This window comes from Bradyrhizobium sp. CIR18, assembly GCF_014198295.1.
Taxonomy (GTDB): Bacteria; Pseudomonadota; Alphaproteobacteria; order Rhizobiales; family Xanthobacteraceae; genus Bradyrhizobium.
The window spans coordinates 12,160-34,184 of the sequence record NZ_JACIHF010000002.1; the positions used below are offsets into that span (position 1 = coordinate 12,160).

Annotated in this window: 24 protein-coding genes; 14 read left to right on the top strand and 10 right to left on the bottom strand. The window is 64.8% G+C overall.

Features of this window, described 5'->3' with window-relative positions:
* Positions 1-104 precede the first annotated feature (104 nt).
* Positions 105-896 (top strand): fumarylacetoacetate hydrolase family protein, encoded by a 792-nt coding sequence (locus GGD65_RS08635; RefSeq protein ID WP_179739166.1) that lies wholly within the window; start codon positions 105-107, stop codon positions 894-896.
* A gap of 147 nt (positions 897-1,043) precedes the next feature.
* Positions 1,044-1,427, top strand: a complete 384-nt coding sequence (locus tag GGD65_RS08640) for a hypothetical protein (RefSeq protein WP_049814890.1) — start codon at positions 1,044-1,046, stop codon at positions 1,425-1,427.
* Between the two features lie 47 nt (positions 1,428-1,474).
* Here the strand turns inward: GGD65_RS08640 and GGD65_RS08645 are convergent, their stop codons facing one another.
* Positions 1,475-2,326: a CoA ester lyase gene (locus tag GGD65_RS08645; protein WP_183235009.1), complete on the bottom strand. Its 852-nt coding sequence runs from the start codon at positions 2,324-2,326 to the stop codon at positions 1,475-1,477.
* On the bottom strand, positions 2,326-2,829 hold the full coding sequence (locus GGD65_RS08650) for a MaoC family dehydratase (protein WP_338313716.1): 504 nt from the start codon (positions 2,827-2,829) through the stop codon (positions 2,326-2,328). Before GGD65_RS08650 ends, GGD65_RS08645 begins: the two co-directional genes overlap by 1 nt.
* 181 nt (positions 2,830-3,010) lie before the next feature.
* Between GGD65_RS08650 and GGD65_RS08655 the strand changes: the two genes are divergently transcribed.
* Entirely contained in the window at positions 3,011-4,177 is a 1,167-nt protein-coding gene (locus GGD65_RS08655; protein ID WP_183235010.1) for an acyl-CoA dehydrogenase family protein, read from the top strand.
* Positions 4,178-4,210: 33 nt separating this feature from the next.
* Here GGD65_RS08655 and GGD65_RS08660 read toward each other — a convergent pair whose 3' ends face one another.
* The 3 genes from GGD65_RS08660 to GGD65_RS08670 all read right to left on the bottom strand — a co-directional run bounded on the left by GGD65_RS08660 (position 4,211) and on the right by GGD65_RS08670 (position 7,258).
* Positions 4,211-5,785 (bottom strand): AMP-binding protein, encoded by a 1,575-nt coding sequence (locus tag GGD65_RS08660; RefSeq protein ID WP_183235011.1) that lies wholly within the window; start codon positions 5,783-5,785, stop codon positions 4,211-4,213.
* A gap of 33 nt (positions 5,786-5,818) precedes the next feature.
* Complete coding sequence (gene upp / locus GGD65_RS08665) at positions 5,819-6,454, bottom strand: uracil phosphoribosyltransferase (RefSeq protein ID WP_018318498.1); 636 nt, start codon at positions 6,452-6,454, stop codon at positions 5,819-5,821.
* Between the two features lie 69 nt (positions 6,455-6,523).
* Positions 6,524-7,258 (bottom strand): crotonase/enoyl-CoA hydratase family protein, encoded by a 735-nt coding sequence (locus tag GGD65_RS08670; RefSeq protein ID WP_246783237.1) that lies wholly within the window; start codon positions 7,256-7,258, stop codon positions 6,524-6,526.
* Between the two features lie 91 nt (positions 7,259-7,349).
* On the opposite strand from GGD65_RS08670, the gene GGD65_RS40135 reads away from it, so the two are divergent.
* Together GGD65_RS40135 and GGD65_RS08675 are read left to right on the top strand one after the other, a co-directional pair.
* A complete protein-coding gene (locus GGD65_RS40135; protein ID WP_246783238.1) occupies positions 7,350-7,481 on the top strand; it encodes a TetR/AcrR family transcriptional regulator in 132 nt (43 codons plus the stop codon).
* A 33-nt stretch (positions 7,482-7,514) separates the two neighbouring features.
* The gene (locus GGD65_RS08675; protein ID WP_246783239.1) at positions 7,515-7,931 is read left to right on the top strand and encodes a TetR/AcrR family transcriptional regulator; all 417 of its coding nucleotides are present in this window, start codon (positions 7,515-7,517) and stop codon (positions 7,929-7,931) included.
* Here the strand turns inward: GGD65_RS08675 and GGD65_RS40725 are convergent.
* From GGD65_RS40725 to GGD65_RS08685, 3 genes are read right to left on the bottom strand one after another with little or no spacing between them, the layout of a single operon-like run.
* Entirely contained in the window at positions 7,928-8,056 is a 129-nt protein-coding gene (locus tag GGD65_RS40725; protein WP_256375091.1) for a hypothetical protein, read from the bottom strand. The genes GGD65_RS08675 and GGD65_RS40725 overlap by 4 nt on opposite strands.
* 5 nt (positions 8,057-8,061) lie before the next feature.
* The gene (locus GGD65_RS08680; RefSeq protein WP_018318502.1) at positions 8,062-8,253 is read right to left on the bottom strand and encodes a hypothetical protein; all 192 of its coding nucleotides are present in this window, start codon (positions 8,251-8,253) and stop codon (positions 8,062-8,064) included.
* Between the two features lie 27 nt (positions 8,254-8,280).
* A complete protein-coding gene (locus tag GGD65_RS08685; protein WP_183235013.1) occupies positions 8,281-8,748 on the bottom strand; it encodes a hypothetical protein in 468 nt (155 codons plus the stop codon).
* A gap of 327 nt (positions 8,749-9,075) precedes the next feature.
* On the opposite strand from GGD65_RS08685, the gene GGD65_RS08690 reads away from it, so the two are divergent.
* From GGD65_RS08690 to GGD65_RS08720, 7 genes are all read left to right on the top strand, one after another.
* Positions 9,076-9,234, top strand: coding sequence for a hypothetical protein (locus tag GGD65_RS08690; protein WP_179739113.1), 159 nt, complete (start codon positions 9,076-9,078; stop codon positions 9,232-9,234).
* An 11-nt stretch (positions 9,235-9,245) separates the two neighbouring features.
* The gene (locus GGD65_RS08695) at positions 9,246-9,335 is read left to right on the top strand and encodes a K(+)-transporting ATPase subunit F (RefSeq protein ID WP_049814895.1); all 90 of its coding nucleotides are present in this window, start codon (positions 9,246-9,248) and stop codon (positions 9,333-9,335) included.
* 112 nt (positions 9,336-9,447) lie between these two features.
* Complete coding sequence (gene kdpA / locus GGD65_RS08700) at positions 9,448-11,151, top strand: potassium-transporting ATPase subunit KdpA (protein ID WP_183235014.1); 1,704 nt, start codon at positions 9,448-9,450, stop codon at positions 11,149-11,151.
* A gap of 18 nt (positions 11,152-11,169) precedes the next feature.
* Positions 11,170-13,284, top strand: coding sequence for a potassium-transporting ATPase subunit KdpB (kdpB, locus tag GGD65_RS08705; protein WP_183235015.1), 2,115 nt, complete (start codon positions 11,170-11,172; stop codon positions 13,282-13,284).
* A gap of 56 nt (positions 13,285-13,340) precedes the next feature.
* Positions 13,341-13,946, top strand: coding sequence for a K(+)-transporting ATPase subunit C (locus GGD65_RS08710; RefSeq protein WP_183235016.1), 606 nt, complete (start codon positions 13,341-13,343; stop codon positions 13,944-13,946).
* A 40-nt stretch (positions 13,947-13,986) separates the two neighbouring features.
* On the top strand, positions 13,987-16,710 hold the full coding sequence (locus GGD65_RS08715; protein ID WP_183235017.1) for a sensor histidine kinase KdpD: 2,724 nt from the start codon (positions 13,987-13,989) through the stop codon (positions 16,708-16,710).
* Entirely contained in the window at positions 16,707-17,396 is a 690-nt protein-coding gene (locus GGD65_RS08720; protein ID WP_179739143.1) for a response regulator, read from the top strand. The genes GGD65_RS08715 and GGD65_RS08720 overlap by 4 nt, the downstream gene beginning before the upstream one ends.
* 136 nt (positions 17,397-17,532) lie before the next feature.
* On the opposite strand, the gene GGD65_RS08725 is transcribed toward GGD65_RS08720, so the two are convergent.
* Positions 17,533-18,417: a Ku protein gene (locus GGD65_RS08725; RefSeq protein ID WP_179739141.1), complete on the bottom strand. Its 885-nt coding sequence runs from the start codon at positions 18,415-18,417 to the stop codon at positions 17,533-17,535.
* A 118-nt stretch (positions 18,418-18,535) separates the two neighbouring features.
* On the opposite strand from GGD65_RS08725, the gene ligD reads away from it, so the two are divergent.
* Positions 18,536-21,223, top strand: a complete 2,688-nt coding sequence (gene ligD / locus GGD65_RS08730; protein WP_183235018.1) for a DNA ligase D — start codon at positions 18,536-18,538, stop codon at positions 21,221-21,223.
* Between the two features lie 138 nt (positions 21,224-21,361).
* Here ligD and GGD65_RS08735 read toward each other — a convergent pair whose 3' ends face one another.
* Complete coding sequence (locus GGD65_RS08735) at positions 21,362-21,526, bottom strand: DUF3309 family protein (protein WP_018318514.1); 165 nt, start codon at positions 21,524-21,526, stop codon at positions 21,362-21,364.
* 180 nt (positions 21,527-21,706) lie between these two features.
* Here GGD65_RS08735 and GGD65_RS08740 point away from each other — a divergent pair, with 180 nt between their 5' ends.
* Entirely contained in the window at positions 21,707-22,024 is a 318-nt protein-coding gene (locus tag GGD65_RS08740) for a polyhydroxyalkanoic acid system family protein (RefSeq protein ID WP_018318515.1), read from the top strand.
* Position 22,025: the final 1 nt, after the last annotated feature.

Consider the following 22,025-nt stretch of genomic DNA (forward strand, 5'->3'; position numbering starts at 1 on the left):
ATCGTCTCGCGACTCAAGATGCAGCAGCCGGGCCATTGGCCTGCGGACCGTTTGGTTCTAAGAACGCCCCTGAGGAAACCTCCCCCAAGCCAGGGAACAGAACCATGACGAAGACGTCTCGACGCGACGTGCTCACTGCCGCAGCCGCGATGACAGCGGCGGGCATCGCCGAAGCTGCGCCGGCCGCAGCGCAGGCCGGACCGAAGCCGATCTTTCCAGTGCCGATGGTGACGATCCCGATCGTCGGCGAGAGCCAGGTGTTTCAGGTCCGCCGCATCTACTGCATCGGGCGCAACTACGCAGCGCACGCGATCGAGCGCGGCTCGGACCCCAACCGCGAGCCGCCGTTCTTCTTCCAGAAGCCGACGGACGCGATCCAGAACGTCGCGGTCGGCGAGGTCGCCGATCATCCCTATCCGTCACTGACCAAGAACTATCATCACGAGGTCGAGCTTGTCGCCGCCCTGAAATCAGGCGGCACCAATATCCCGGTCGATAAGGCGCTCGACCACGTCTATGGCTACGCGCTCGGCCTCGACATGACCCGGCGCGACCTCCAGAATGGCATGGCCGCGGAGAAGAAGCCCTGGGAGATCGGCAAGAGTTTTGACCACGCCGCGGTGATCGGCCCGATTCATCCGGCCAGCAAGACCGGCCATTTCGAGAAGGGCGCCATCTCGCTGGCGATCAACGGCACGGTGAAGCAGAACTCGGATCTCAGCAAGATGATCTGGAACGTGGCCGAGCAGATCGCAAAGCTGTCGGAAGCCTTCGAATTGAAAGCCGGCGATATCATCTATTCCGGCACGCCGGAGAATGTCGGTCCCGTCGTGAAGGGCGACGTGCTGCTGTGCAAGCTCGAGGGCTTGCCTGATATGTCGATCAAGATCGTGTAGCTCCACGCCGCCGTCGCAACCGCCGGTTGGCGGCGGCAGCCCTGCGCCAAGGGAGTTCCACCCGCCGATTGCCATTTGTTGGCCGGCAAGCGAACCTCCTGTGGCCATATTTGGGAACGAGTGATTTTCCGCGAGGGAGGCGCTCCGATGACCAAGGCTCTAATTACTGCTGTCGCAATGCTGGCCTGTGTGCCCGTGAGCGCGGTTGCGCAGGAGCGCGCCGGCGATGCAGCACTCGGTGCCGTCTCCGGCGCGGTCGTGCTGGGCCCGGTCGGGGCGGTTGCCGGAGCCTTGATCGGCTACACTGCCGGACCTTCGATCGCTCGGTCCTGGGGTATGAGAGGTTCGCACTCGGCAGGACATCGGCCGCCGCCGCGCCGCGCGGCCGCGACCAGGAGCCCGACGCGCACCCGCGAGGCGATGGCAGCCAACGGTCAGATGCGAGCTGCTGGCAATCCGGCTCCGCCGGTTCAGGCCGCTCCCGCCGCTCCGGCGCAAGCCTCGGCGCCGCCGGTTCAGGGGTTCGACTAAGGCCGCAGCTTCAAGCCGACGTCTTCGGCCGCAGCCCCCGGCCTGCCCTAGGGCTGGCCGAGGATCTTCTTGGCGGCGCGAAGGTGCGGCTTGTCGATCATCTGGCCGTCGAGCCGCAGCGTTCCGGAATTGGGATTGCTGGCAAACGCCGCGATCACTTTCTCCGCCCAGGTGCGTTCGGCTTCGGTCGGCGCGAAGGCGGCGTTGACGACGTCGACATGCTTGGGATGGATCAGCGCCTTGGCGGAAAACCCGTCGCGGCGTGCCGCGCGTGTTTCGGCTTCCAGGCCCGCGAGGTTATCGATGTCGGTATAGACGGTATCGATCGGCGCGACCTCGGCCGCGGCCGCCGCCATCAGGCAGAGATCGCGCGCGAGACGATAGGGGCTGTGGAACACGCCGCCGGACGCCTTTTCGGTGGCTCCGAGCGAAGCCGAGAGATCTTCCGCGCCCCACATCAAGCCGGCGAGGCGAGGGGAGCAGCCCTTGTAGCTGCCGAGGCCAAAGATCGAACCTGCGGTTTCAGTCGCCACGCAAACGATGCGGGTTGAGCCAACCTCCGTGCCGGCCGCGGCTTCCAAGGCTTCGAGCCAGGTTGCGACCTGCCTTACGTCATCACCGCCCTGCGATTTCGGCAGCACGATGCCGTCGGGCTTGCCCGGCATCACCGCGGCGAGATCGGCGAGCGTCATGCCGGTGTCGAGCGCGTTGACGCGAACATAGAGCTGGTGCGGGCCGGGGCGGCCCTTCAGCATCGTCAGCGTCAACCCGCGCGCCTCCGCCTTCTTCTCGGTGACGACGGAATCCTCGAGGTCGATGATCAGCGCGTCGACCTTGCCTTCGCTCGCCTTCTCGAATTTGCGCGGGGAATCGCCCGGCACGAACAGCATCGAACGCATCAGACCGGCCTCTTGTGCATCATCGCCATGCGGCGGCATTTGCCGACGATCTCGTCGTTCTGGTTCAAGGCATGGTGCTCGAACTCGACGATGCCGGCCTTGGGCCGCGATTTGGATTCCCGCACCGAGAGCACCTTTGTCGTAGCCCGCAACGTGTCGCCATGGAAGACCGGTTTTGGAAAGGTCACGTCGGTCATGCCGAGATTGGCAACGGTGGTCCCCATGGTCGTATCATAGACCGTCATGCCGATCATGATGCCGAGGGTGTAAAGGCTGTTGAAAATGCGCTGGCCGAATTCGGTCTTTTCGGCGAAATGCGCATCGATATGCAGCGGCTGCGGATTGAGGGTCAGCAGGCTGAACATGGTGTTGTCCATCTCCGTGACGGTCCGGGTCAGCGGATGCCTGAACTCCTGGCCTACGGAAAAGTCTTCGAAATAAAGTCCGGCCATCGCGGTTTCCTCCCTGCGAAATAACGGCGCGCTCATAGCTTTACGTCGCATGACCCTATGCATGGTAGACACAGTTGATAGACAAATTCACGTATCTGTACGCGGTTTTTCGAGCTAAGAACCCAGGCAAGGACACGTCAGGGCGCGACGCAAGCGGCCACGGCCTTTGAGCGGGGAACGCGAAGAGAAGGGAGATGGCGCGGTCGCGGCTCCCAAGACGGAGATCAAGATCATGGATTTCGCGCTCACCGATCAGCAGGAAGCCATTCGCGATGCCATCGCCAAGATCTGCGAAGGCTTTCCGGATGCCTACTGGCTGAAGAAGGACCATGACGGCGGCTTCCCGCACGATTTTCATAAAGCACTTGCCGACGCCGGCTGGCTTGGCATCTGCGTGCCGGAGGAATATGGCGGCTCGGGGCTCGGCATCACCGAAGCTGCGATCATGATGCGCACCATCGCCGAGTGCGGCGCCGGCATGTCTGGCGCATCCGCCGTGCACATCAACGTGTTCGGCCTCAATCCGGTGGTCGTGTTCGGCACCGAGGAGCAGCGAAGGCGCATGCTGCCGCCGATGGTGGAGGGCCGCGAGAAGGCGTGCTTTGCCGTCACCGAGCCCAACACCGGCCTCAACACCACGCAGCTGAAGACCCGTGCGGTCGCCAAGAACGACCGTTACATCGTCAACGGCCAGAAGGTGTGGATCTCGACCGCGCAGGTCGCGCACAAGATCCTGTTGCTGGCCCGCACCACGCCGCTGGAAGAGGTGCGCTCGCCGACCCACGGCCTCAGCCTGTTCTACACCGATTTCGACCGCACCAGAATCAAGGTCCACGAGATCGAGAAGATGGGGCGCAAGATCGTCGATTCCAACGAGCTGTTCTTCGAAGATTTTGAGATCCCGATGGAGGATCGCATCGGCGAGGAGGGCAAGGGTTTTCAGTACATCCTCGAAGGCATGAACCCCGAGCGCATCCTGATCGCGGCGGAGGCGGTTGGCCTCGGCAAGCTGGCGCTGGCGCGCGCCACTGAATATGCCAAGACGCGCGTGGTGTTCAACCGTCCGATCGGCAAGAACCAGGGCATCCAGCATCCGCTCGCGGTGAACTGGGTCGAACTCGAGGCGGCCTGGCTGATGGTGATGTCGGCGGCCTGGCAATATGACAAGGGCATGCCCTGTGGCGCCGCGGCCAATGCCGCAAAATACCTTGCGGGCGAAGCGGGCTTCTCGGCCTGCGAGCAGGCCGTGATGACCCACGGCGGCTTCGGCTACGCCAAGGAATTCCACGTCGAGCGCTACTTGCGAGAAGTGCTGATCCCGCGCATCGCGCCGGTCAGCCCGCAGCTCGCGCTCAGCTTCATCGCGGAGAAGGTGCTGGGGCTCGCGAAGTCGTACTGAACGAGCCTTGTGGCGCAAACCAAATGGGCTCGCCTATTCGGCGGCGATCCGCTCCATCGCCATGGCGCGAAGCCTGGCGCGCTGGATCTTCACGCCATTGGCGCTGTCGGTGACGGGGAAGGCCTCCACCACATAGATCCGGGCCGGGACCTTGTAGCCGGCGAGCCGCTCGCGCAGGCGCGCGACCAGCGTCTCCTGCATTGGCGGCTCCTTCGCCGGGATCACGAAGGCGACGCAGCGCGCCTGACCCTTGAGATCGACTGCAACCACCTGGGCGTCGGCCACGCCGTTGCATGATTTGAGCTCGTCCTCGATCTCGCCGGGCGCGACGAGGAAGCCGCCGAGCCGCATGGCATCGCCCGCGCGGGTCTCGTAGACGAAGGAGCCGTCGCCCCGCAGCCGGCCGATGTCGCCGGTGCGGAAGAACCCGTCCGCGGTGAGCGCATCGCGCGTCGCATCCGGATTGTTGAAATAGCCGAGGAAACTTGACGGCGCGTTGATCTCGATCTCGCCGGAAATGCCGCTAGCCGCAAGCTCGCCGGTCTCGGTGTCGCGCACGCGCACCTTTGCGTCGGCCGACATCGGCCAGCCGCCGCCCTCGATGCGGTCGGCGAAGGCATCGACGGGGCGGGCGATCGAGAATAGGGCCTGAACCTCGCTCGACCCGTAGAGGCCGAACAGCGGCAGGCCGCGCGCCTCGGCCTCCGCGGCAAGCTCGCGCCGGCCAGGCTGGAACGCGGCGAAGCCGCAGACTTCCAGATGCGGAAATGGCCGGGGTGCATCGGTGAGGGCGAGGATGCGCCGGAACATCTCGTCCGATCCGAACGAGTGCGTGATCCTGTGCTCGCCGAGGATCTTCAGCGCCGGCGCCGCCTCGAAGGCATCGAGCACGTGGACGGTCGCACCCGCCGCGACAAAGCCGAGCAGGCTCGTCATGCCGAAGGTGCCACAGAACGGCAGCATGGCCAGCAGCGAATGACGCTGCGGATCGAGCCGAAGCGCCTTGGCCACGGAGATGGCATGGCCCGCCAGCGTCCGCTGCGAATGCGCCACGAGCTTCGGCCCCTTGGTGGTGCCTGACGTGGTGTAGAGCAGGACCGGCTGATCCACGTCGTCCTGCGCGGGTGGCGCCGGCGGATAGCGTCTGTCGAAAGCATCGAACCGCACGCAGGGCCAGTGCGCCGGGATCGCATCCGCACCGATCACCGCGAGCCGTTGCAGCGCCGGCACCTCGTCCTTGGCGATGTCGGCGAGGATCGCGGCAAAATCCACCGAGCGGAATGCGGCCTCGACCACCATCAGCCTGGCACCGGATAGCTTGAGCAAATGCGCGACCTCCGCGCTCCGGTAGCGTGTATTGACGGCCGCGACGATCGCGCCACATCTTGCGGCGGCGAACAGCAGCGCGACCCATTCGATCCGGTTGACCAGCCAGACTGCGACCACGTCGCCCTTGCCGATGCCTTGTGCCGCAAGCCAGGCCGCGGTCTGCTCGATCCTTTCGGAGAACTCAGCGCGCGAGACCCGCGTGCCGTCGCATACGAAGGCGGGATCGGCGGCGGCCTCGGTCCGGATCAGCGATTGCAGCGAAGACGCGTTGGCACTCATGGCAAGGGGAGTAACCCGATCGCGCCAACCTGTCTACTTGGTGCCGAACATCCGGTCGCCGGCATCGCCCAGGCCCGGCACGATGTAGCCGTGGTCGTTGAGCCGCTCGTCGATCGCGGCGGTCCAGATCGGCACGTCCGGGTGTTCGCTCTGGAACTGGGCGATGCCCTCGGGCGCGGCCAGAAGGCACACGAAGCGGATGTCGCGGGCGCCGCGGGCCTTGAGCAGGGAGGCACCGGCGCAGGCCGAGTTGCCGGTCGCCAGCATCGGATCCATCAGGATCACGGCCCGGTCGGACAGGTCCTGCGGCGCCTTGAAGTAATATTCCACGGCTTGCAACGTCTCGGGGTCGCGGTAGAGCCCGATATGGGCGATGCGCGCCGAGGGCATCAGCGCCAGCATGCCGTCGAGGAAGCCGACGCCGGCGCGCAGGATCGGCGCCAGCGTGAGCTTCTTGCCGGCAATCTTGGGCGCCTGCATCGGTGCGATCGGCGTTTCAATATCGACCAGCTCCAGCGGCAAATCACGCGTCACCTCGTAGCCGAGCAGCATCCCGATCTCGTTCAGGATCTCGCGAAAGCTCTTGGTCGAGCGATCCTTCTCCCGCATCAGCGAGAGCTTGTGCTGGACCAGGGGGTGGGCGACGACGTTGACGGTGCTGGTGCTCATGAAACCGCTCTACACGTTTCCCTGGAATTGCGCCAGATCGGCCGGGTCTTTTCCGTCGGACAGGCGGCGTCAACCGGGCATCGCCACCGCGCTGCGCGCCCGGCTGCTCGCCTCATAGGCAGCCTTGGTCAGTTCACGGTCGATCGCCATCCGCATCGCGTCCATCGCGGGCTGACGCAGGCGCTGCTTCGCGGTCGCATGCGACGGCTTGTGGATCGCGCGCAACGCCGTGACGGCCTCCTCAAGGGCTTTGTCGACGGCTTCGGGCGCAACCACCCGATCGAGGAAGCCGGCGGTCAACGCCTCCTCGGGCTCGTACATCTCGCCGAGCGTGACGGTGCGGCTGAGCCAGGCCGGATGCAGGCGGCTGCGCGCGAGCTCGATGGCAAAGCTCGGCGGCGCGATGCCGATCGCGACCTCGTTCAATCCCATGCGATGCGGTCCGCGCGCGCCCAGCCTGACGTCGCAGGCGAGCAGCAGGAACGTCCCCATCGGAAAGGCGTGACCTTCCATCACGCCGACGATCGGATGCGGAAACGACATCAGCCGCAGCGCAAGCTCGGCGCCGGCGCGGACCATCTCGAGGCTCTTGGCGGCATCACCCGACGCGAACACCTTGAGATCGAAGCCGGCCGAGAAGATGCCGGGCCGCGCCGAGCGCAGCACCACGATCTCAGCTTCCTTTTCGGCCCGGTCGAAGGCCGCGCCGATCTCGCCCAGCATCGTGGTCGACATCACATTGACCTTGCCGTCGTCGAGCCCGATCCGCGCGACGCCGTCGCTCACCTCAAGACTCACTCCCATTGGCATTTGCCTCTCCTGTCATGAACCAGGCTTGACTGTCGGAGGCTGATGTAGACCAATCAATATAATCTCGTGCGAGGGGGAGAGCGCCATGCCGGCCGTGCCAAAACACCGCCAGCCCATCATCAATGCCGCGGTGACACTGTTCCGCCGCCAGGGTTACGCCCGGACCGGGCTGAACGACATCGTCGACGTCAGCGGTGCGCCGAAAGGCTCGCTCTAACATTACTTTCCGGATGGAAAGTCCTCGATCGCGGTGGCGGCCGTGGAGGAGGCGGGCCGCCGCGTCGCGGCGACGGTCGCCAGGCTCGCGGAAGAGTGCGGCTCGACCGCCGACCTCTTGCGAGCGCATGCAAGACTATTAGCGGGCTGGATGCGGGGCTCCGGCTTTCGCAACGGCTGCCCGATCACGACCGTGCTGCTCGAGCTTGCGCCGCGCGAGCGCGCCGTGTCCGATGCCGGCCGCAAGGCCTATGCGGCGCGATTGTCCATCCTGCGCGACAAGCTTGTCTCCGACGGCTTCGTCAGATCTCGCGCGGAAACGCTTGCGGTGCTCTGCACGTCGGCGCTCCAGGGCGCGTTGATCCAGGCCCGGGTTGAGCGCAGCGGCCGGCCGATCGAGGTCACCGCGGCGGAATTGGCGCGGCTGATCGAGCGGGCAGCGAGGAACTAGACGCCGAGACCGCGCGCGACAAGCGTGATCACGAGCGTCAGGATCGCGCCCCAGATCAGGCTCAGCGTCATGGTCAGGATGGTGATTGTGACCACATGCTCGAGATTTCCCTTGAGGAGCGGCATGGTGGTCAATCTCCGAGATGCCAGAAATAGATGGCGGCTCTCAGCGCGATCAGGGCGGTGAGAACGCTGCCCATCGAGAGTACGGTCAGCGCATGCAGCGCGAGGCGCTCGAGCCGGGCCCTGCGCATCTTCGAGAGCCCTGACTGGCGTTGGGCCCAGTGCAGCGGTTGTTCAAAGCGATGTGTCAGCATCGGCATTTTGCGGGATCCTTCTGTCAGGCGGCTTCAGCTGAAATTGTCGCAGGCGGCTGGCTCGCACAGCGGATCCAGCAGGGGGCGAACGGAAGGAACGCTTGGCCGCGGCACGTCCGCAGCCGATGTCCGGACCTCGATGAAGGCCGACAGCAGAGCAAGCGCGAGGTCGGAATGGCGCGCCTCGACAGCGGCATCCAGCCAGTCCGGCAGCTCGCGTTCGCGCGACAGCGCACAATGCCACTCGCCCTCGTCATAGGCGAGGCGGCGGACCTGCCACATCGGCAGCTCGAGCTCGATCAGCGCCAGCGCCGCATCGGCCCAGGCCTCAACGTCGATCAGGCGCATGATGCGTGCGGCGCGTTCGCCTTGGCCGAGCGAGGGGACGCGCCGGCAGGCGTGCGCAATGATGTCGAGCATCAACGGCCGGGTCATCGCCGGTGCCGCGCGAAGCTGCTGGTCGAGGGAAGGTGGGGCGAGGCGTCGGAGAGGGGCGGTCATGTGAGGCCTCCTGGAATTGGTGTCGGTCAGTCGGCCGGCATTGCCAGGATGGGCCCCAAAGGCATTTGAAAACGAGATGGGGATCGGGCGTGAGATATAGGGATTTCATAAATGCGGGAGGGGCGGGGTGGCGCGCCATTCTCCATCATCGTCCCGGATCTGCGCTTCGCTTGTCCGGGACGACAGTGAGGTTTGCCTCGCGAGCAGCACCGCCGCTTTTATGAGATTCCTATATCTTCGCCATAGGCCTCATCTCGAAAACCTATGCCTGCGCTGGCATTTCAGCACGGTCAAAAGTCCCGGCTGTCATGCGTGGACGTGCCTTCCATGTCCTTCGCGAGCCAGCCGGGTCACCGAGAGAAGGTTGCGCCGGACTTAAGCGACGCAACGAGGAGCGATCCGATGATGGACATTCTGATGCTGGCGCTGGGCTTCGTCTTCTTCGCCCTCGCCATCGGCTACACCTACGCCTGCGAACGGCTGTGACGGAGCAAACCATGATCTTCGATTATGCGCTCGCCGGTGCCGTCTCGTTCGGTCTGCTGCTCTACCTCACTTATGCGCTGCTGCGGCCCGAGCGGTTCTGACCCGTGCTGCTGCTCGTCGAATTGCTGCTGGCGGACGCTGTGCTCGTCGCCTGCCTGCTGACGGTGCTCCTGCCCCTGTTGCGCCGGACACCAAGCCTGAAGGGTTGATTCCATGACTGTGATCGGTTGGCTCCAGATCATTCTGTTCTGCGCCATTATTGTTGCGCTGACCAAGCCGCTCGGCTGGTACATGACGCGCGTATTCAACGGCGAGCGGACGTTCCTGTCGCCGGTGCTGCGCCCGATCGAGGCCGGCGTGTACTGGATCTCCGGCGTCGACGAGAAGCGCGAGCAGCATTGGCTGACCTACACGGTCTCCATGCTGCTGTTCCATGTTGGCGGCTTCCTCGTCATCTACGGTGTGATGCGGCTCCAGGCCGTATTGCCCTTCAATCCGGCCGGGCAGGGCGCGGTCGCCGAGGATCTTTCCTTCAACACCGCGGTCTCCTTCATCACCAACACCAACTGGCAGAACTACGGCGGCGAGAGCACGCTGTCCTATCTCGTCCAGATGCTCGGCCTGACGCACCAGAACTTCCTCTCGGCCGCAACCGGCATCGCGCTGGCGATGGCCCTGATCCGCGGCTTCTCGCGCGCCTCGATGCGCACGGTCGGCAATTTCTGGGTCGACGTCACCCGCTGTACGCTCTACGTGTTGCTGCCGATCTGCGTCGCCTACACGCTGTTCCTGGTCTGGCAGGGCATCCCGCAGACGCTCGGCCCGTATATCGAGGCGACCACGCTCGAAGGCGCCAAGCAGACCATTGCGGTCGGCCCGGTCGCTTCCCAGGTGGCGATCAAGATGCTCGGCACCAATGGCGGCGGCTTCTTCAACGCCAATGCGGCGCACCCGTTCGAAAATCCGACCGCGCTGTCGAATTTTGTGCAGATGCTGTCGATCTTCGCCCTCGGCGCCGCGATGACCAACGTGTTCGGCCGTATGGTCGGCAACCAGCGCCAGGGCTGGGCGATCCTGTCCGTGATGGGCGTGCTGTTCGTCGCAGGCGTCGCCATCACCTATTGGGCGGAAGCGAACGGAACCTCGATGCTGCATGCGCTGGGCCTGACCGGCGGCAACATGGAGGGCAAGGAGGTCCGCTTCGGCATCGTCGCGTCCTCGCTGTTCGCGGTCGTCACCACCGCCGCTTCGTGCGGTGCCGTCAACGCCATGCATGACAGCTTCACCGCGCTCGGCGGCATGATCCCGCTGATCAATATCGAGCTCGGCGAGATCATCGTCGGCGGCGTCGGCGCCGGCATGTACGGCATGCTGCTGTTCGTCATCCTCGCGATCTTCGTCGCCGGACTGATGGTCGGCCGCACCCCGGAATATGTCGGCAAGAAGATCGAGGCGCGCGAGGTCAAGATGGCGATGCTGGCCATCCTGGTGCTGCCGCTGATGATCCTCGGCTGGACCGCCGTCGGCGTGGTCTATCCGGCGGCCGTCGCCTCGATGGCGAATGCCGGGCCGCATGGCTTCACCGAAGTGCTCTATGCCTTCACCTCGGCGGCCGGAAACAACGGCTCGGCTTTCGCAGGCCTCACCGGCAACACCTTCTTCTACAACCTCACGCTCGCAAGCGCGATGTTCGTCGGCCGCTTCTTCATGATCGTCCCGGCCATGGCGATCGCGGGCTCGCTCGCGGAGAAGAAGTCGATCCCGCCGTCGACGGGCACGTTCCCGACCACCGGCGGCCTGTTCGTCGGCCTCGTCGTCGGCGTCATCCTGATTATGGGCGGCCTGACCTTCTTCCCGGCGCTCGCGCTCGGCCCGATCGTCGAACATCTGGCGATGAACGCCGGCAACCTCTTCTGATTGTCTGGAGTGACCTCCATGGATACGATGAAATTGCAAAAACGTGCTGCCGTTTCGGCAATGCTCGATCCCAAGATCGTGATGCCTGCGATCCGCGCCTCCTTCACCAAGCTCAACCCGCGGCTGATGATGAAGAACCCCGTGATGTTCGTGGTCGAAATCGTGGCCGCGCTGACGACGGTGATCTTCCTGCGCGACGTCGTCACCGGCGGCTCAGGCCTCGGCTTCACCTTCCAGATCATCGTCTGGCTCTGGTTCACGGTGTTGTTCGCCAATTTCGCCGAAGCGGTGGCCGAAGGCCGCGGCAAGGCGCAGGCCGACTCGCTGCGCAAGACCCGCACCGAGAGCCAGGCCAAGCTCCTGACGGGTGTCGGCCGGGCCTTCGAGCTGGTACCGGGTACGAGCCTGAAGGTCGGCGACATCGTGCTGGTCGAGGCCGGCGACACCATTCCCTCCGACGGCGAGGTGATCGAGGGCGTCGCCTCCGTCAACGAGGCCGCCATCACCGGCGAGTCCGCGCCCGTCATTCGCGAATCCGGCGGCGATCGTTCCGCGGTGACCGGCGGCACGCAGGTGCTGTCCGACTGGATCCGAGTCCGCATCACGGCGGCCCAGGGCTCGACCTTCATCGACCGCATGATCAAGCTGGTCGAGGGTGCCGAGCGGCAGAAGACGCCGAACGAGATCGCGCTCAACATCCTGCTCGCCGGCCTCACCATCATCTTCGTGTTCGCCACCGTCACCATTCCGAGCTACGCGGCCTATGCCGGCGGCTCGATCTCGGTGATCGTGCTGGTCGCGCTGTTCGTGACGCTGATCCCGACCACGATCGGTGCGCTGTTGTCGGCGATCGGCATCGCCGGCATGGACCGCCTGGTGCGCTTCAACGTGTTGGCGATGTCCGGCCGCGCCGTCGAGGCTGCCGGCGACGTCGACACGCTGCTGCTCGACAAGACCGGAACCATCACGCTCGGCAACCGCCAGGCGACCGCCTTCCGCCCAGTGCGCGGCGTGACCGAGCAAGAGCTCGCCGACGCAGCTCAGCTCGCCTCGCTTGCCGACGAGACGCCGGAAGGCCGTTCCATCGTGGTGTTGGCAAAGGAGAAATACGGCATCCGCGGCCGCGACATGGCGGAGCTTGGCGCGACTTTCATCCCGTTCACGGCGAAGACCCGCATGAGCGGCGTCGATGCCGGCGGCTCGTCGGTGCGCAAGGGCGCGGTCGATGCGATGCTGAACTATGTCGGCGGCGGCGCACCGATGGCGGTCGCCTCCGGCAACACCGCGCGGGCGATCCAGCCGGCGGCATTGTCGGACCTCGGTCGCGAGATCCAGGCCATTGCCGATGAAGTATCGAAGTCCGGCGGCACGCCGCTGGCGGTCGCGAGGGACGGCAAGCTGCTCGGCGTCATCCAGCTCAAGGACATCGTCAAGGGCGGTATCCGCGAGCGTTTTGCCGAGCTGCGCCGCATGGGCATTCGCACCATCATGATCACCGGCGACAACCCGATGACGGCGGCTGCCATCGCAGCGGAGGCAGGGGTCGACGACTTCCTGGCGCAAGCCGCCCCCGAAGACAAGCTCAAGCTGATCCGCGACGAGCAGGCCAAGGGCAAGCTGGTTGCGATGTGCGGCGACGGCACCAATGACGCGCCGGCGCTTGCGCAGGCCGACGTCGGTGTCGCCATGAACACCGGCACCCAGGCGGCCCGCGAGGCCGGCAACATGGTCGATCTCGATTCCAACCCGACCAAGCTGATCGAGGTCGTCGAGATCGGCAAGCAGCTTCTGATGACGCGCGGCGCGCTGACGACGTTCTCGATCGCCAATGACGTCGCAAAGTATTTTGCGATCATTCCGGCGATGTTTTTGGCGTTTTACCCCCAGCTCAACGTACTCAACGTCATGAACCTGTCGAGCCCGCAGAGCGCCATCCTGTCGGCGATCATCTTCAACGCATTGATCATCATCGCGCTGATTCCGCTGGCGCTGAAGGGCGTTGCCTACCGCGCGGTCGGTGCCGGCGCGCTGCTCCGGCGCAACCTCCTGATCTACGGCCTCGGCGGCATCGTCATTCCCTTCATCGGTATCAAGGCAATCGACCTCGTCGTCACCGCCTTGCACCTGGCTTAACCGTCCTGGCGCGGCGCAAGGCGCCGCGCGCCATGACGACGACTTAGGAGACCAACATGCTCAGAGAAATCCGCCCCGCCATCGTCCTCTTGCTGGCGCTCACGGCCATCACAGGCCTTGCCTATCCGCTGGCGATGACGGCCATCGCCGGCGCGCTCTTCCCTGCGCAGGCCCAAGGCAGCCTGATCGAGAAGGACGGCAAGGTGATCGGCTCCGCCCTTATCGGGCAGGAGTTCAGGGACGACAAATACTTCCACGGCCGTCCCTCGGCGACGGTTGCGCCGGACCCCAATGATTCGACCAAGACGGTGCCCGCGCCCTACAACGCCGCCAATTCGGGCGGCGCCAATCTCGGCCCGACCAGCAAGGCGCTGGCCGACCGGCTCAGAGAAGATGTAGACAAGCTCAAGGCCGAGAATCCGAGCGCTACCGTGCCGGTCGACCTGGTGACGACGTCGGCGAGCGGCCTCGATCCTGATATCTCGCCGGAAGCGGCGCAATTCCAGGTGCCGCGCGTGGCCAAGGCGCGGAATATGCCGGAGGATCAGGTCAAGCTGATCGTGACCGCCAATACCGAAGGCCGCTTGCTCGGCCTGATTGGCGAACCCAGGGTTAACGTTCTGGCACTGAATCTCTCGCTGGATCGCGCCGCCGCCAAGTAGCGGTCTAGGCTCGCGTCACGCAGATGATTATATTGGAAAAATGGTCCGAGAGCGCCGCGATCCCGAACAACGTCCGTCGCCCGAGGCGCTGCTGGAAGCGGCGCGGCGGGAAGGGAGCGCGAGCGGCAAGCTGAAGATCTTTGTCGGCGCCGCCCCCGGCGTCGGCAAGACGTACGAGATGCTGCAAAGCGCCCACGCCAAGCGCAAGTCCGGCATCGACGTCGTGGTCGGCTTCGTCGAGACCCACGGCCGCGCTGAGACCGAGGCGCTGGTGCGCGGTCTCGAGATGGTCCCACGCAAGCGGCTGGACTATCGCGGGCAGATCGTCGAGGAGATGGATCTCGATGCGGTGATCGCGCGCCGGCCGCAGATTGCTCTGGTCGACGAGCTCGCCCACACCAACGCGGCCGGCAGCCGCCATCCCAAGCGCTATCTCGACGTCGAGGAGTTGCTGTCCCACGGCATCGACGTCTACACCGCCGTCAACATCCAGCACATCGAGAGCCTGAACGACGTCGTGGCGCAGATCACCCATGTCAGGGTGCGCGAGACCGTGCCGGACTCGGTTTTCGATCGCGCCGACGCGATCGAGCTGATCGACCTCACGCCCGACGATTTGATCCAGCGCCTGAAGGAGGGCAAGGTCTATGTGCCCAAGCAGGCCGAGCGGGCACTGGAGCACTATTTCTCGCCGGGGAACCTGACGGCATTGCGCGAGCTCGCTTTGCGACGTACGGCCGAGCGGGTCGACGAGCAGCTCCTCAATCACATGCAGGCCAACGCGATTCCCGGGCCCTGGGCCGTCGGCGAGCGCATTCTCGTCTGCGTCAGCGAGGATCCGCGCGCGGCCGGTCTCGTGCGCTACACCAAACGGCTGGCGGACCGGCTGCATGCGCCATTTACTGCGGTTTCGATCGAGACGCGGCGATCGCTGCAATTGTCCGATGAGCAGCGCGACCGGCTGGCCGATACGCTTCGGCTCGCGGAATCGCTCGGCGGCGAGGCGTTGACGATTCCGGCTGTCGGCCGCCGTATTGCCGACGACGTCGTCAATTTCGCGCAAGGCAACAATGTCACCCAGATCGTGATCGGCAAGTCGACGCGCTCGCGCTGGTTCGAGATGACGCGCGGCTCGGTGGTGCATGATCTGGTGCGCCGCGCCGGCAATATCAGCGTTCACGTCATTCCAGGTGACGAGCTGACGAGTGAGCCGGCGCCGAAGACGGCGGTGCAGACCGCGGCACGATCCGAGCCGTTCGATGCAATTCCTTATCTGAAGGCGCTCGGGATCACCGCGCTCGGCCTTGCCGCAGCGGTGGCCATCAAGCCGTATTTCGGCATCGAGAACGTTGATCTCATGTTCCTGACCGCGGTGGTTGCCGTGGCCGTCCGCTATGGGTTGTGGCCGTCGCTGCTGGCGAGCGTTGCTGCGTCACTGGCGTATAACTTCTTCTTCCTGCCGCCGGTCTACACCTTCACCATCACCGATCCGACCAACGTCGCGGCGTTCTTCTTCTTCATGCTGATCGCATTCGTGGTGTCGAATGTCGCAGCGCGCGTGCGCACCCAGGCCGATGCCGCCATCGGCCGGATCAGAATGAGCGAGCAGCTCTACGCCTTCAGCCGCAAGCTCGCCGGCACCGCGACGCTCGACGACGTGCTGTGGGCGACGGCCTACCAGATCGCATTGATGCTGAAAGTCCGGGTGGTGCTGCTGCTGCCGGACGAGGGCCTGCTCACGGTGAAATCCGGCTATCCGCCCGAGGACGAGCTCGATCAGGCCGATCTTGCCGCCGCCAACTGGGCCTGGAGCAATGACCGCCCCGCCGGCCGGGGCTCGGACACGCTGCCGGGGGCAAAACGGCTGTTCCTGCCGATGCGCACCGGGCGCGGCCCGATCGGCGTCATCGGCATCGACGACGACCGTACCGGTCCGCTGCTGACACCGGACCAGCGCCGCCTGCTCGACGCGCTGGTCGATCAGGGCGCGCTGGCGGTCGAGCGCGTGCTGCTGGTCGAGGACATGGACCGCGTCAAGCGCACCGTCGAGTCCGAGCGGCTGCGCTCGGCGCTGTTGACCTCGATCTCCCATGATCTGAAGACGCCGCTCGCCTCGGTGCTGGGGGCGGCCTCCACCATGCGCGATCTTGCCGGCGCCCTCTCCGACACCGAGAAGCGCGACCTGCTCGCGACCGTGATCGACGAATCCGAGCGGCTCAACCGCTTCATCGCCAACCTGCTCGACATGACCAAGCTCGAATCGGGCGCCATCGTGCCCAACGCGGCGCTACATGATCTCAGCGAGATCGTGGGTAGCGCGCTGCGGCGTGCAGCCAAGATTCTCACCGCGCACGAGGTCGAGCTGGTGCTGGCCGCCGACCTGCCGATGCTGCAGCTCGATGCGGTGCTGTTCGAGCAGGTGCTGTTCAACCTGCTCGACAACGCCGCGAAATATTCGCCACCCGAGACCACCATCTCGATCCGCAGCCGGCGCGACAGCGATCATGTCGTGCTCGAGATCGCGGACGAGGGGGCCGGCATCCCGATTGATGAGCTCGATAGCGTGTTCGACAAGTTCTATCGCGTGCAGAAAGGCGATCATGTCCGTCCCGGCACGGGGCTCGGGCTCGCCATCTCGCGCGGCTTCGTCGAGGCGATGCGGGGCACGATCTCGGCCGCCAACCGCAGCGACCGCAGTGGCGCCGTCCTCACCATCCGTCTTCCCGTTCCGGCAGACAGCCGCGCATTGGATACCGCCGCATGAGTGCTGCGCCGATCAAGGTCCTGGTTATCGACGACGAGCCGCCGATCCGCAAATTGCTGCGGATGGGGCTGACGACGCAAGGCTATGAGATCCTGGAAGCGTCGAACGGCAAGATCGCGCTGGAGAAGCTCGTTGAGGAGCCCGCGCTGATCATCCTCGATCTCGGCCTGCCCGACGTGCAGGGACACGAACTGCTGCGCACCATCCGTGCCCGCAACGAAGGCGTGCCGATCGTGGTGCTGTCGAGCCGCGGCGACGAAGCCGGCAAGGTGCAGGCACTCGATCTCGGCGCCGACGATTATCTGACCAAGCCGTTCGGCATGGACGAGCTTCTGGCCCGCCTGCGCGCCGCGCTGCGGCACCAGCTCCAGGTGCAGGGAGAGCGCCCGGTGTTTCGCAGCGGCGATCTCTCGGTCGATCTCGTCCGCCGCATCGTCAAAACCGGCGAGCGTGAGATAAAACTGTCGCCGAAGGAATACGACCTGCTGCGCGTGCTGGTGCAGCACGCCGGCAAGGTGCTCACCCACCGCTTTCTGCTGAAGGAGCTGTGGGACGAATTGACCGACGCGCAGTATTTGCGCGTCTATGTCCGCCAGCTCCGCCAGAAGATCGAAGCTGATCCCGAGCGGCCGCAATATGTGCTGACCGAGACGGGGATCGGATACCGGTTGAAGGCGGGGGATTAGGCTCCGACTTCGACAGCCCGTAGGGTGGGCAAAGGCGCAAAGCGCCGTGCCCACCATTCTCGCGATTTTGATAAAGGTGGTGGGCACGCTTCGCTTTGCCCACCCTACGATATCGAGTGTTGGGCGAGCAGTTTCCTCAACCCGCCTTCCGATGTCGCGCCGTGGACCGATGCGCCTTCTTCGCGGTTCGCTGCCGTCCGGTCGCGCGGCGGGCATGCGACTTCGCCGCCGTCTTCTTGCCGCCACGCCCCTTCAGGCTCTGCTTCAGCGCATCCATCAGGCTGACAACGTTGCTGGGGCGTTCCTCGGGTTCCGGCAGCTCGATCTTCTTGCCGCTGGCCTTGCGTTTCACCAGCGCCTTCAGTGCGTTCTCGTACTCGTCCTTGAACTTGCCGGGGTCGAAATGGGCGGCCTTGGTCTGGAGGATGTGGCCGGCAAGCTCGACCATGTCCTTGGTGATCTTCGGGCTCTTGATGTCGTCGAAGAACTGGTCCTCGTCGCGCAGCTCGTAAGGAAAGCGCAGCGTGGTGCCGAGCAGGCCCTTACCGAGCGGCTCGATCGCCATGATGTGTTCGCGGTTGGTGAGCACGATCTTGGCGAGCGCCACGCGCTCCTGGTCCTTCATGGCGTCGCGGATCACCGCAAAGGCATCGACGGCGGCCTTGCCGTCGGGTGCAAGATAATAGGGATGGTTGAGGTAACGCTGGTCGATCTCCTCGCTCGGCACGAAGCTCTCGATGTCGATGGTATGGTTGCTCTCGATCTGGACCGCCTCGAGCTCCTCCGGCTCGATCTCGACATATTTGCCCTTGCGCAGCTCGTAGCCGCGGCCCTTCTGGTCGCTCTCGACGACATCGCCGGTCTCGGCATCGATCATCTGCTGCTTGAGTCGGTTGCCGGTCTCGCGGTTGATCAGGTGAAACCGCGTCTTCTCGGCCGCAGTGGTCGCCGGATAAAGCACGACCGGACAGCTGACAAGCGAGAGCTTCAACGTTCCCTTCCAATAGGCGCGCGGGGCCATTCCATTCTCCAGCGTTTTCAAGGCGTTTTGGAACCCCAACCGCCCCGCGGGGTTTTGGTTCCGGATGGGACTTTGGCCGTGATAGGCTTGAAGCCCCGAAAGAGAAGCGGGACCGGTCGTGCTGCAAAAACTCTCCACCTATCGACAGAAACGTGATTTCGAGAAGACGCCGGAGCCGTCGGGCAAAACGGCGGTGACGCCGTCGAAGCAGCGCCGCTTCGTGATTCAGAAGCATGACGCGAGCCGGCTGCATTACGATCTCAGGCTCGAATTCGATGGCGTGTTCAAGTCCTGGGCGGTGACCAAGGGTCCCTCGCTCGATCCGCACGACAAGCGGCTGGCGGTCGAGGTCGAGGACCATCCGCTCGACTATGGCGATTTCGAAGGCACGATACCGGAAGGGCAGTACGGCGGCGGCACGGTGATGCTGTGGGATCGCGGCACCTGGGAGTCGGAAGATCCCGAACGCGGCTTCAAGAAGGGCGATTTGAAGTTCACCCTGCATGGGGACAAGTTGCACGGAAGCTGGGTCCTGGTCCGCATGCGCAACGACCGTACCGGCGGCAAGCGCACCAACTGGCTGTTGATCAAGCACCGCGACGAATTTGTCCGTGAAGGGGCCAAGAACGACATTCTCGATGAGGACAAGTCCGTCGCATCCGGCCGTGCGATGGAGCAGATCGCCGAGGGTAAGGGGCGCGCGCCAAAGCCGTTCATGCTGGCCAAGGGTGCGAAGACCAAGGCCGACGCGGTCTGGCAATCCAACCGGGCCGAGGAAGCGAAAGGGCAGACGGTCAAGCCGGCGCCACGTACGGCATTGAAGGGCGGCAAGATCGTCAAGACCAGGACGGCGAGGAAGAAGGCCACAACTGCGACCAATGGCAAGAAGATCGCCGAGATACCGGACTTCGTGCCGCCGCAGCTCTGCACGTCGGTCGAGCGTCCGCCGGCCGGCGAAGGCTGGTGCCACGAGATCAAGTTCGACGGCTACCGCGTGCAGCTCCGCGTCGAGGACGGCAAGGCGACGCTGAAGACGCGCAAGGGCCTCGACTGGACCGACAAGTTCGCCTCGATCGCGAAGGAGGCGGCTGCGCTGCCGGACGTGATGATCGACGGAGAGATCGTGGCGCTCGATCACGACGGTGCGCCGAATTTCTCCTCGCTCCAGGCCGCGCTGTCGGACGGCAAGACCGAAGAGCTGATCTTCTTTGCCTTTGACTTCCTGTTCGCGGAGGATCTCGATTTTCGGCGTCTGCCGCTCGGCGAGCGCAAGGCGCGGCTGAAGCAGCTGCTGGGAGCGCGCAAGCGGAAATCGGCTCAGATCCGCTATGTCGAGCATTTCGAAAGCGGCGGCGATGCGGTGCTGCAATCGGCCTGCAAGCTGGAGCTGGAAGGCGTGGTGTCGAAGAAGCTGGACGCGCCCTATCGCTCCGGCCGCACCGAGAGCTGGACCAAGGCAAAGTGCCGCGCCGGCCACGAGGTCGTGATCGGCGGCTACAAGACCACCAACGGCAAATTCCGCTCGCTGATGGCGGGCGTGCATCGCGGCGATCATCTCGTCTTTGTCGGCATGGTCGGCACCGGCTTTGGCGCCGACAAGGTCAAGCGCATCATGCCGTCCCTGAAGGCCATGGAGGCCAAGGAGAGCCCCTTCGGTGGCAAGAACGCGCCGAAGAAGAGCCGCGAGGTACACTGGCTGAAGCCGGAGCTCGTCGCCGAGATCGAGTTCGCCGGCTTCACCGCCGACGGCAATATCCGCCAGGCCGCGTTCAAGGGCTTGCGGCACGACAAGCCGGCCGAGGAGGTCGAGGCCGAGACGCCTGTCGACACCGAGCTCGCCGAGCCCACCCCCAGCAAGCGCGCGGCGAAGACGGCCAAGCGATCGAAGGACACCGGCACCGCCGAGGTGATGGGCGTCGTCATCTCCAAGCCGGACAAGGAGCTGTGGCCGGACGGCGGTGACGGCGAGGGCGCGACGAAGCTCGATCTCGCGCGTTACTTCGAGGCGGTCGGCGACTGGATGATCGAACATCTGAAAGGGCGCCCGTGCTCGATCGTGCGTGCGCCCGACGGCATCGGCGGCGAGACGTTCTTCCAGCGTCACGCCATGCAGGGCACCTCGAATTTGCTCGAGCTGGCCAAGGTCTCAGGCGATCGCAAACCGTATCTGCAGATCGATCGCGTCGAAGGGCTAGCCGCCGTCGCGCAGATCGGCGGCGTCGAACTGCATCCCTGGAATTGCGCACCTGATGCCTACGATACGCCGGGCCGGCTGGTGTTCGATCTCGATCCGGCGCCGGATGTGGAGTTCGCCGATGTCGTCGAGGCCGCCAAGGAGATGCGGCAGCGGCTGGCCGATGTCGGCATGGAGAGCTTCTGCAAGACCACGGGCGGCAAGGGCCTGCATGTGGTGGTACCGCTGCTTCACGGCGCGCGCGACAAGGTGAGCTGGAAGGAAGCCAAAGCCTTCGCGCAAGGCGTCTGCCAGTGGATGGCCGACGACGATCCAGAGCGCTATCTGCTCAACATGTCGAAGAAGCTGCGCAAGGGGAAGATCTTCCTCGACTATCTCCGTAACGACCGGATGTCGACGGCGGTGGCCCCGTTGTCGCCGCGGGCGCGCGCCGGGGCAACGGTCTCGATGCCCGTCACCTGGGCGCAGGTGAAAAGCGATCTCGATCCGAAGCGCTATACGCTCCGGACCGTGCCGGGCCTGCTGCCGCGGTCGAAGGCGTGGGAGGACTATGACGACGCGGCCGCCTCGATCAAGGCGGCGATCAAGAAGCTTGCGGGGAAAAAGAAGTAGGTCGCGCTCCGGGCACCGCGCCTGTAGGGTGGGCAAAGCGAAGCGTGCCCACTTTTTTCGTTGTAACGAATCTTTTTCATTACGACGAATAGGTGGGCACGGCGCAAGAGCGCCTTTGCCCACCTACGAGTTCTCGTCCTAGATCCGTCCCATCAGCAGCAGGATCAACAGGATGACGATGACCAGCCCGAGGCCGCCGCCGCCGTAATAGCCGGTGCCGTAGAACGGGCCGCCGCCGATGCCGCTGAAACCGCCGAGCAGGGCGATGACCAGAATGATCAGAATGATCGTACCGATTGACATGCGAATCTCCTCAGCCCTTTGTTGAAAGGGTCGTTTGCACCTGTCCCCTTGTGCGAGGGCAACTTGCCGCAGGTTTTTAAGTTCCGGGTTTGAAACAGGGCCACAGGTCCAAGTTGCATGGAACCTTTGCCGCTTCATCCGGCATGACTATGTGAGGATTGATCATCACGGGGCAGGGCCATGTCAGCACCGCTTGTCGTTTCTATTCCGCACCGTCTCGGCCGCGAGGAGGCGGTGCGCCGGCTCAAGGCCGGGCTCGGCCGGGCGGCAGCCAGCATTCCCGTGATGCAGGTCGAGGAGGAGCGCTGGACCGGCGACAGCATGGCGTTTCGCATTCGCGCGCTCGGGCAGATCGCGACGGGGCAGGTCGACGTCGCTGAAGACCATGTCAAGGTCCAGGTGGTGCTGCCCTGGCTGTTGCAGCGCTTTGCCGAGATGGCGCAGGCCACGATCAGGAAGCGCGGGCAGTTGCTGCTGACCAAGGATGACGGAAAGTAGC

Bases quoted from the DNA above. Each gene is read 5' to 3' on its own strand.
- GGD65_RS08640 (WP_049814890.1), top strand. From the start codon at position 1,044: ATGACCAAGGCTCTAATTACTGCTGTCGCAATGCTGGCCTGTGTGCCC.
- GGD65_RS08710 (WP_183235016.1), top strand. From the start codon at position 13,341: ATGCTCAGAGAAATCCGCCCCGCCATCGTCCTCTTGCTGGCGCTCACG.
- GGD65_RS08680 (WP_018318502.1), bottom strand. From the start codon at position 8,253: ATGCCGATGCTGACACATCGCTTTGAACAACCGCTGCACTGGGCCCAA.
- GGD65_RS08660 (WP_183235011.1), bottom strand. From the start codon at position 5,785: ATGAGTGCCAACGCGTCTTCGCTGCAATCGCTGATCCGGACCGAGGCC.
- GGD65_RS08670 (WP_246783237.1), bottom strand. From the start codon at position 7,258: ATGGGAGTGAGTCTTGAGGTGAGCGACGGCGTCGCGCGGATCGGGCTC.
- GGD65_RS08715 (WP_183235017.1), top strand. From the start codon at position 13,987: ATGGTCCGAGAGCGCCGCGATCCCGAACAACGTCCGTCGCCCGAGGCG.
- GGD65_RS40725 (WP_256375091.1), bottom strand. From the start codon at position 8,056: ATGCCGCTCCTCAAGGGAAATCTCGAGCATGTGGTCACAATCACCATC.
- GGD65_RS08720 (WP_179739143.1), top strand. From the start codon at position 16,707: ATGAGTGCTGCGCCGATCAAGGTCCTGGTTATCGACGACGAGCCGCCG.
- GGD65_RS08645 (WP_183235009.1), bottom strand. From the start codon at position 2,326: ATGCGTTCGATGCTGTTCGTGCCGGGCGATTCCCCGCGCAAATTCGAG.
- upp (WP_018318498.1), bottom strand. From the start codon at position 6,454: ATGAGCACCAGCACCGTCAACGTCGTCGCCCACCCCCTGGTCCAGCAC.
- GGD65_RS40135 (WP_246783238.1), top strand. From the start codon at position 7,350: ATGCCGGCCGTGCCAAAACACCGCCAGCCCATCATCAATGCCGCGGTG.
- GGD65_RS08655 (WP_183235010.1), top strand. From the start codon at position 3,011: ATGGATTTCGCGCTCACCGATCAGCAGGAAGCCATTCGCGATGCCATC.
- GGD65_RS08650 (WP_338313716.1), bottom strand. From the start codon at position 2,829: ATGCGACGTAAAGCTATGAGCGCGCCGTTATTTCGCAGGGAGGAAACC.
- GGD65_RS08725 (WP_179739141.1), bottom strand. From the start codon at position 18,417: ATGGCCCCGCGCGCCTATTGGAAGGGAACGTTGAAGCTCTCGCTTGTC.
- GGD65_RS08635 (WP_179739166.1), top strand. From the start codon at position 105: ATGACGAAGACGTCTCGACGCGACGTGCTCACTGCCGCAGCCGCGATG.
- kdpB (WP_183235015.1), top strand. From the start codon at position 11,170: ATGGATACGATGAAATTGCAAAAACGTGCTGCCGTTTCGGCAATGCTC.
- GGD65_RS08735 (WP_018318514.1), bottom strand. From the start codon at position 21,526: ATGTCAATCGGTACGATCATTCTGATCATTCTGGTCATCGCCCTGCTC.
- GGD65_RS08685 (WP_183235013.1), bottom strand. From the start codon at position 8,748: ATGACCGCCCCTCTCCGACGCCTCGCCCCACCTTCCCTCGACCAGCAG.
- kdpA (WP_183235014.1), top strand. From the start codon at position 9,448: ATGACTGTGATCGGTTGGCTCCAGATCATTCTGTTCTGCGCCATTATT.
- GGD65_RS08740 (WP_018318515.1), top strand. From the start codon at position 21,707: ATGTCAGCACCGCTTGTCGTTTCTATTCCGCACCGTCTCGGCCGCGAG.
- GGD65_RS08690 (WP_179739113.1), top strand. From the start codon at position 9,076: ATGTCCTTCGCGAGCCAGCCGGGTCACCGAGAGAAGGTTGCGCCGGAC.
- GGD65_RS08695 (WP_049814895.1), top strand. From the start codon at position 9,246: ATGATCTTCGATTATGCGCTCGCCGGTGCCGTCTCGTTCGGTCTGCTG.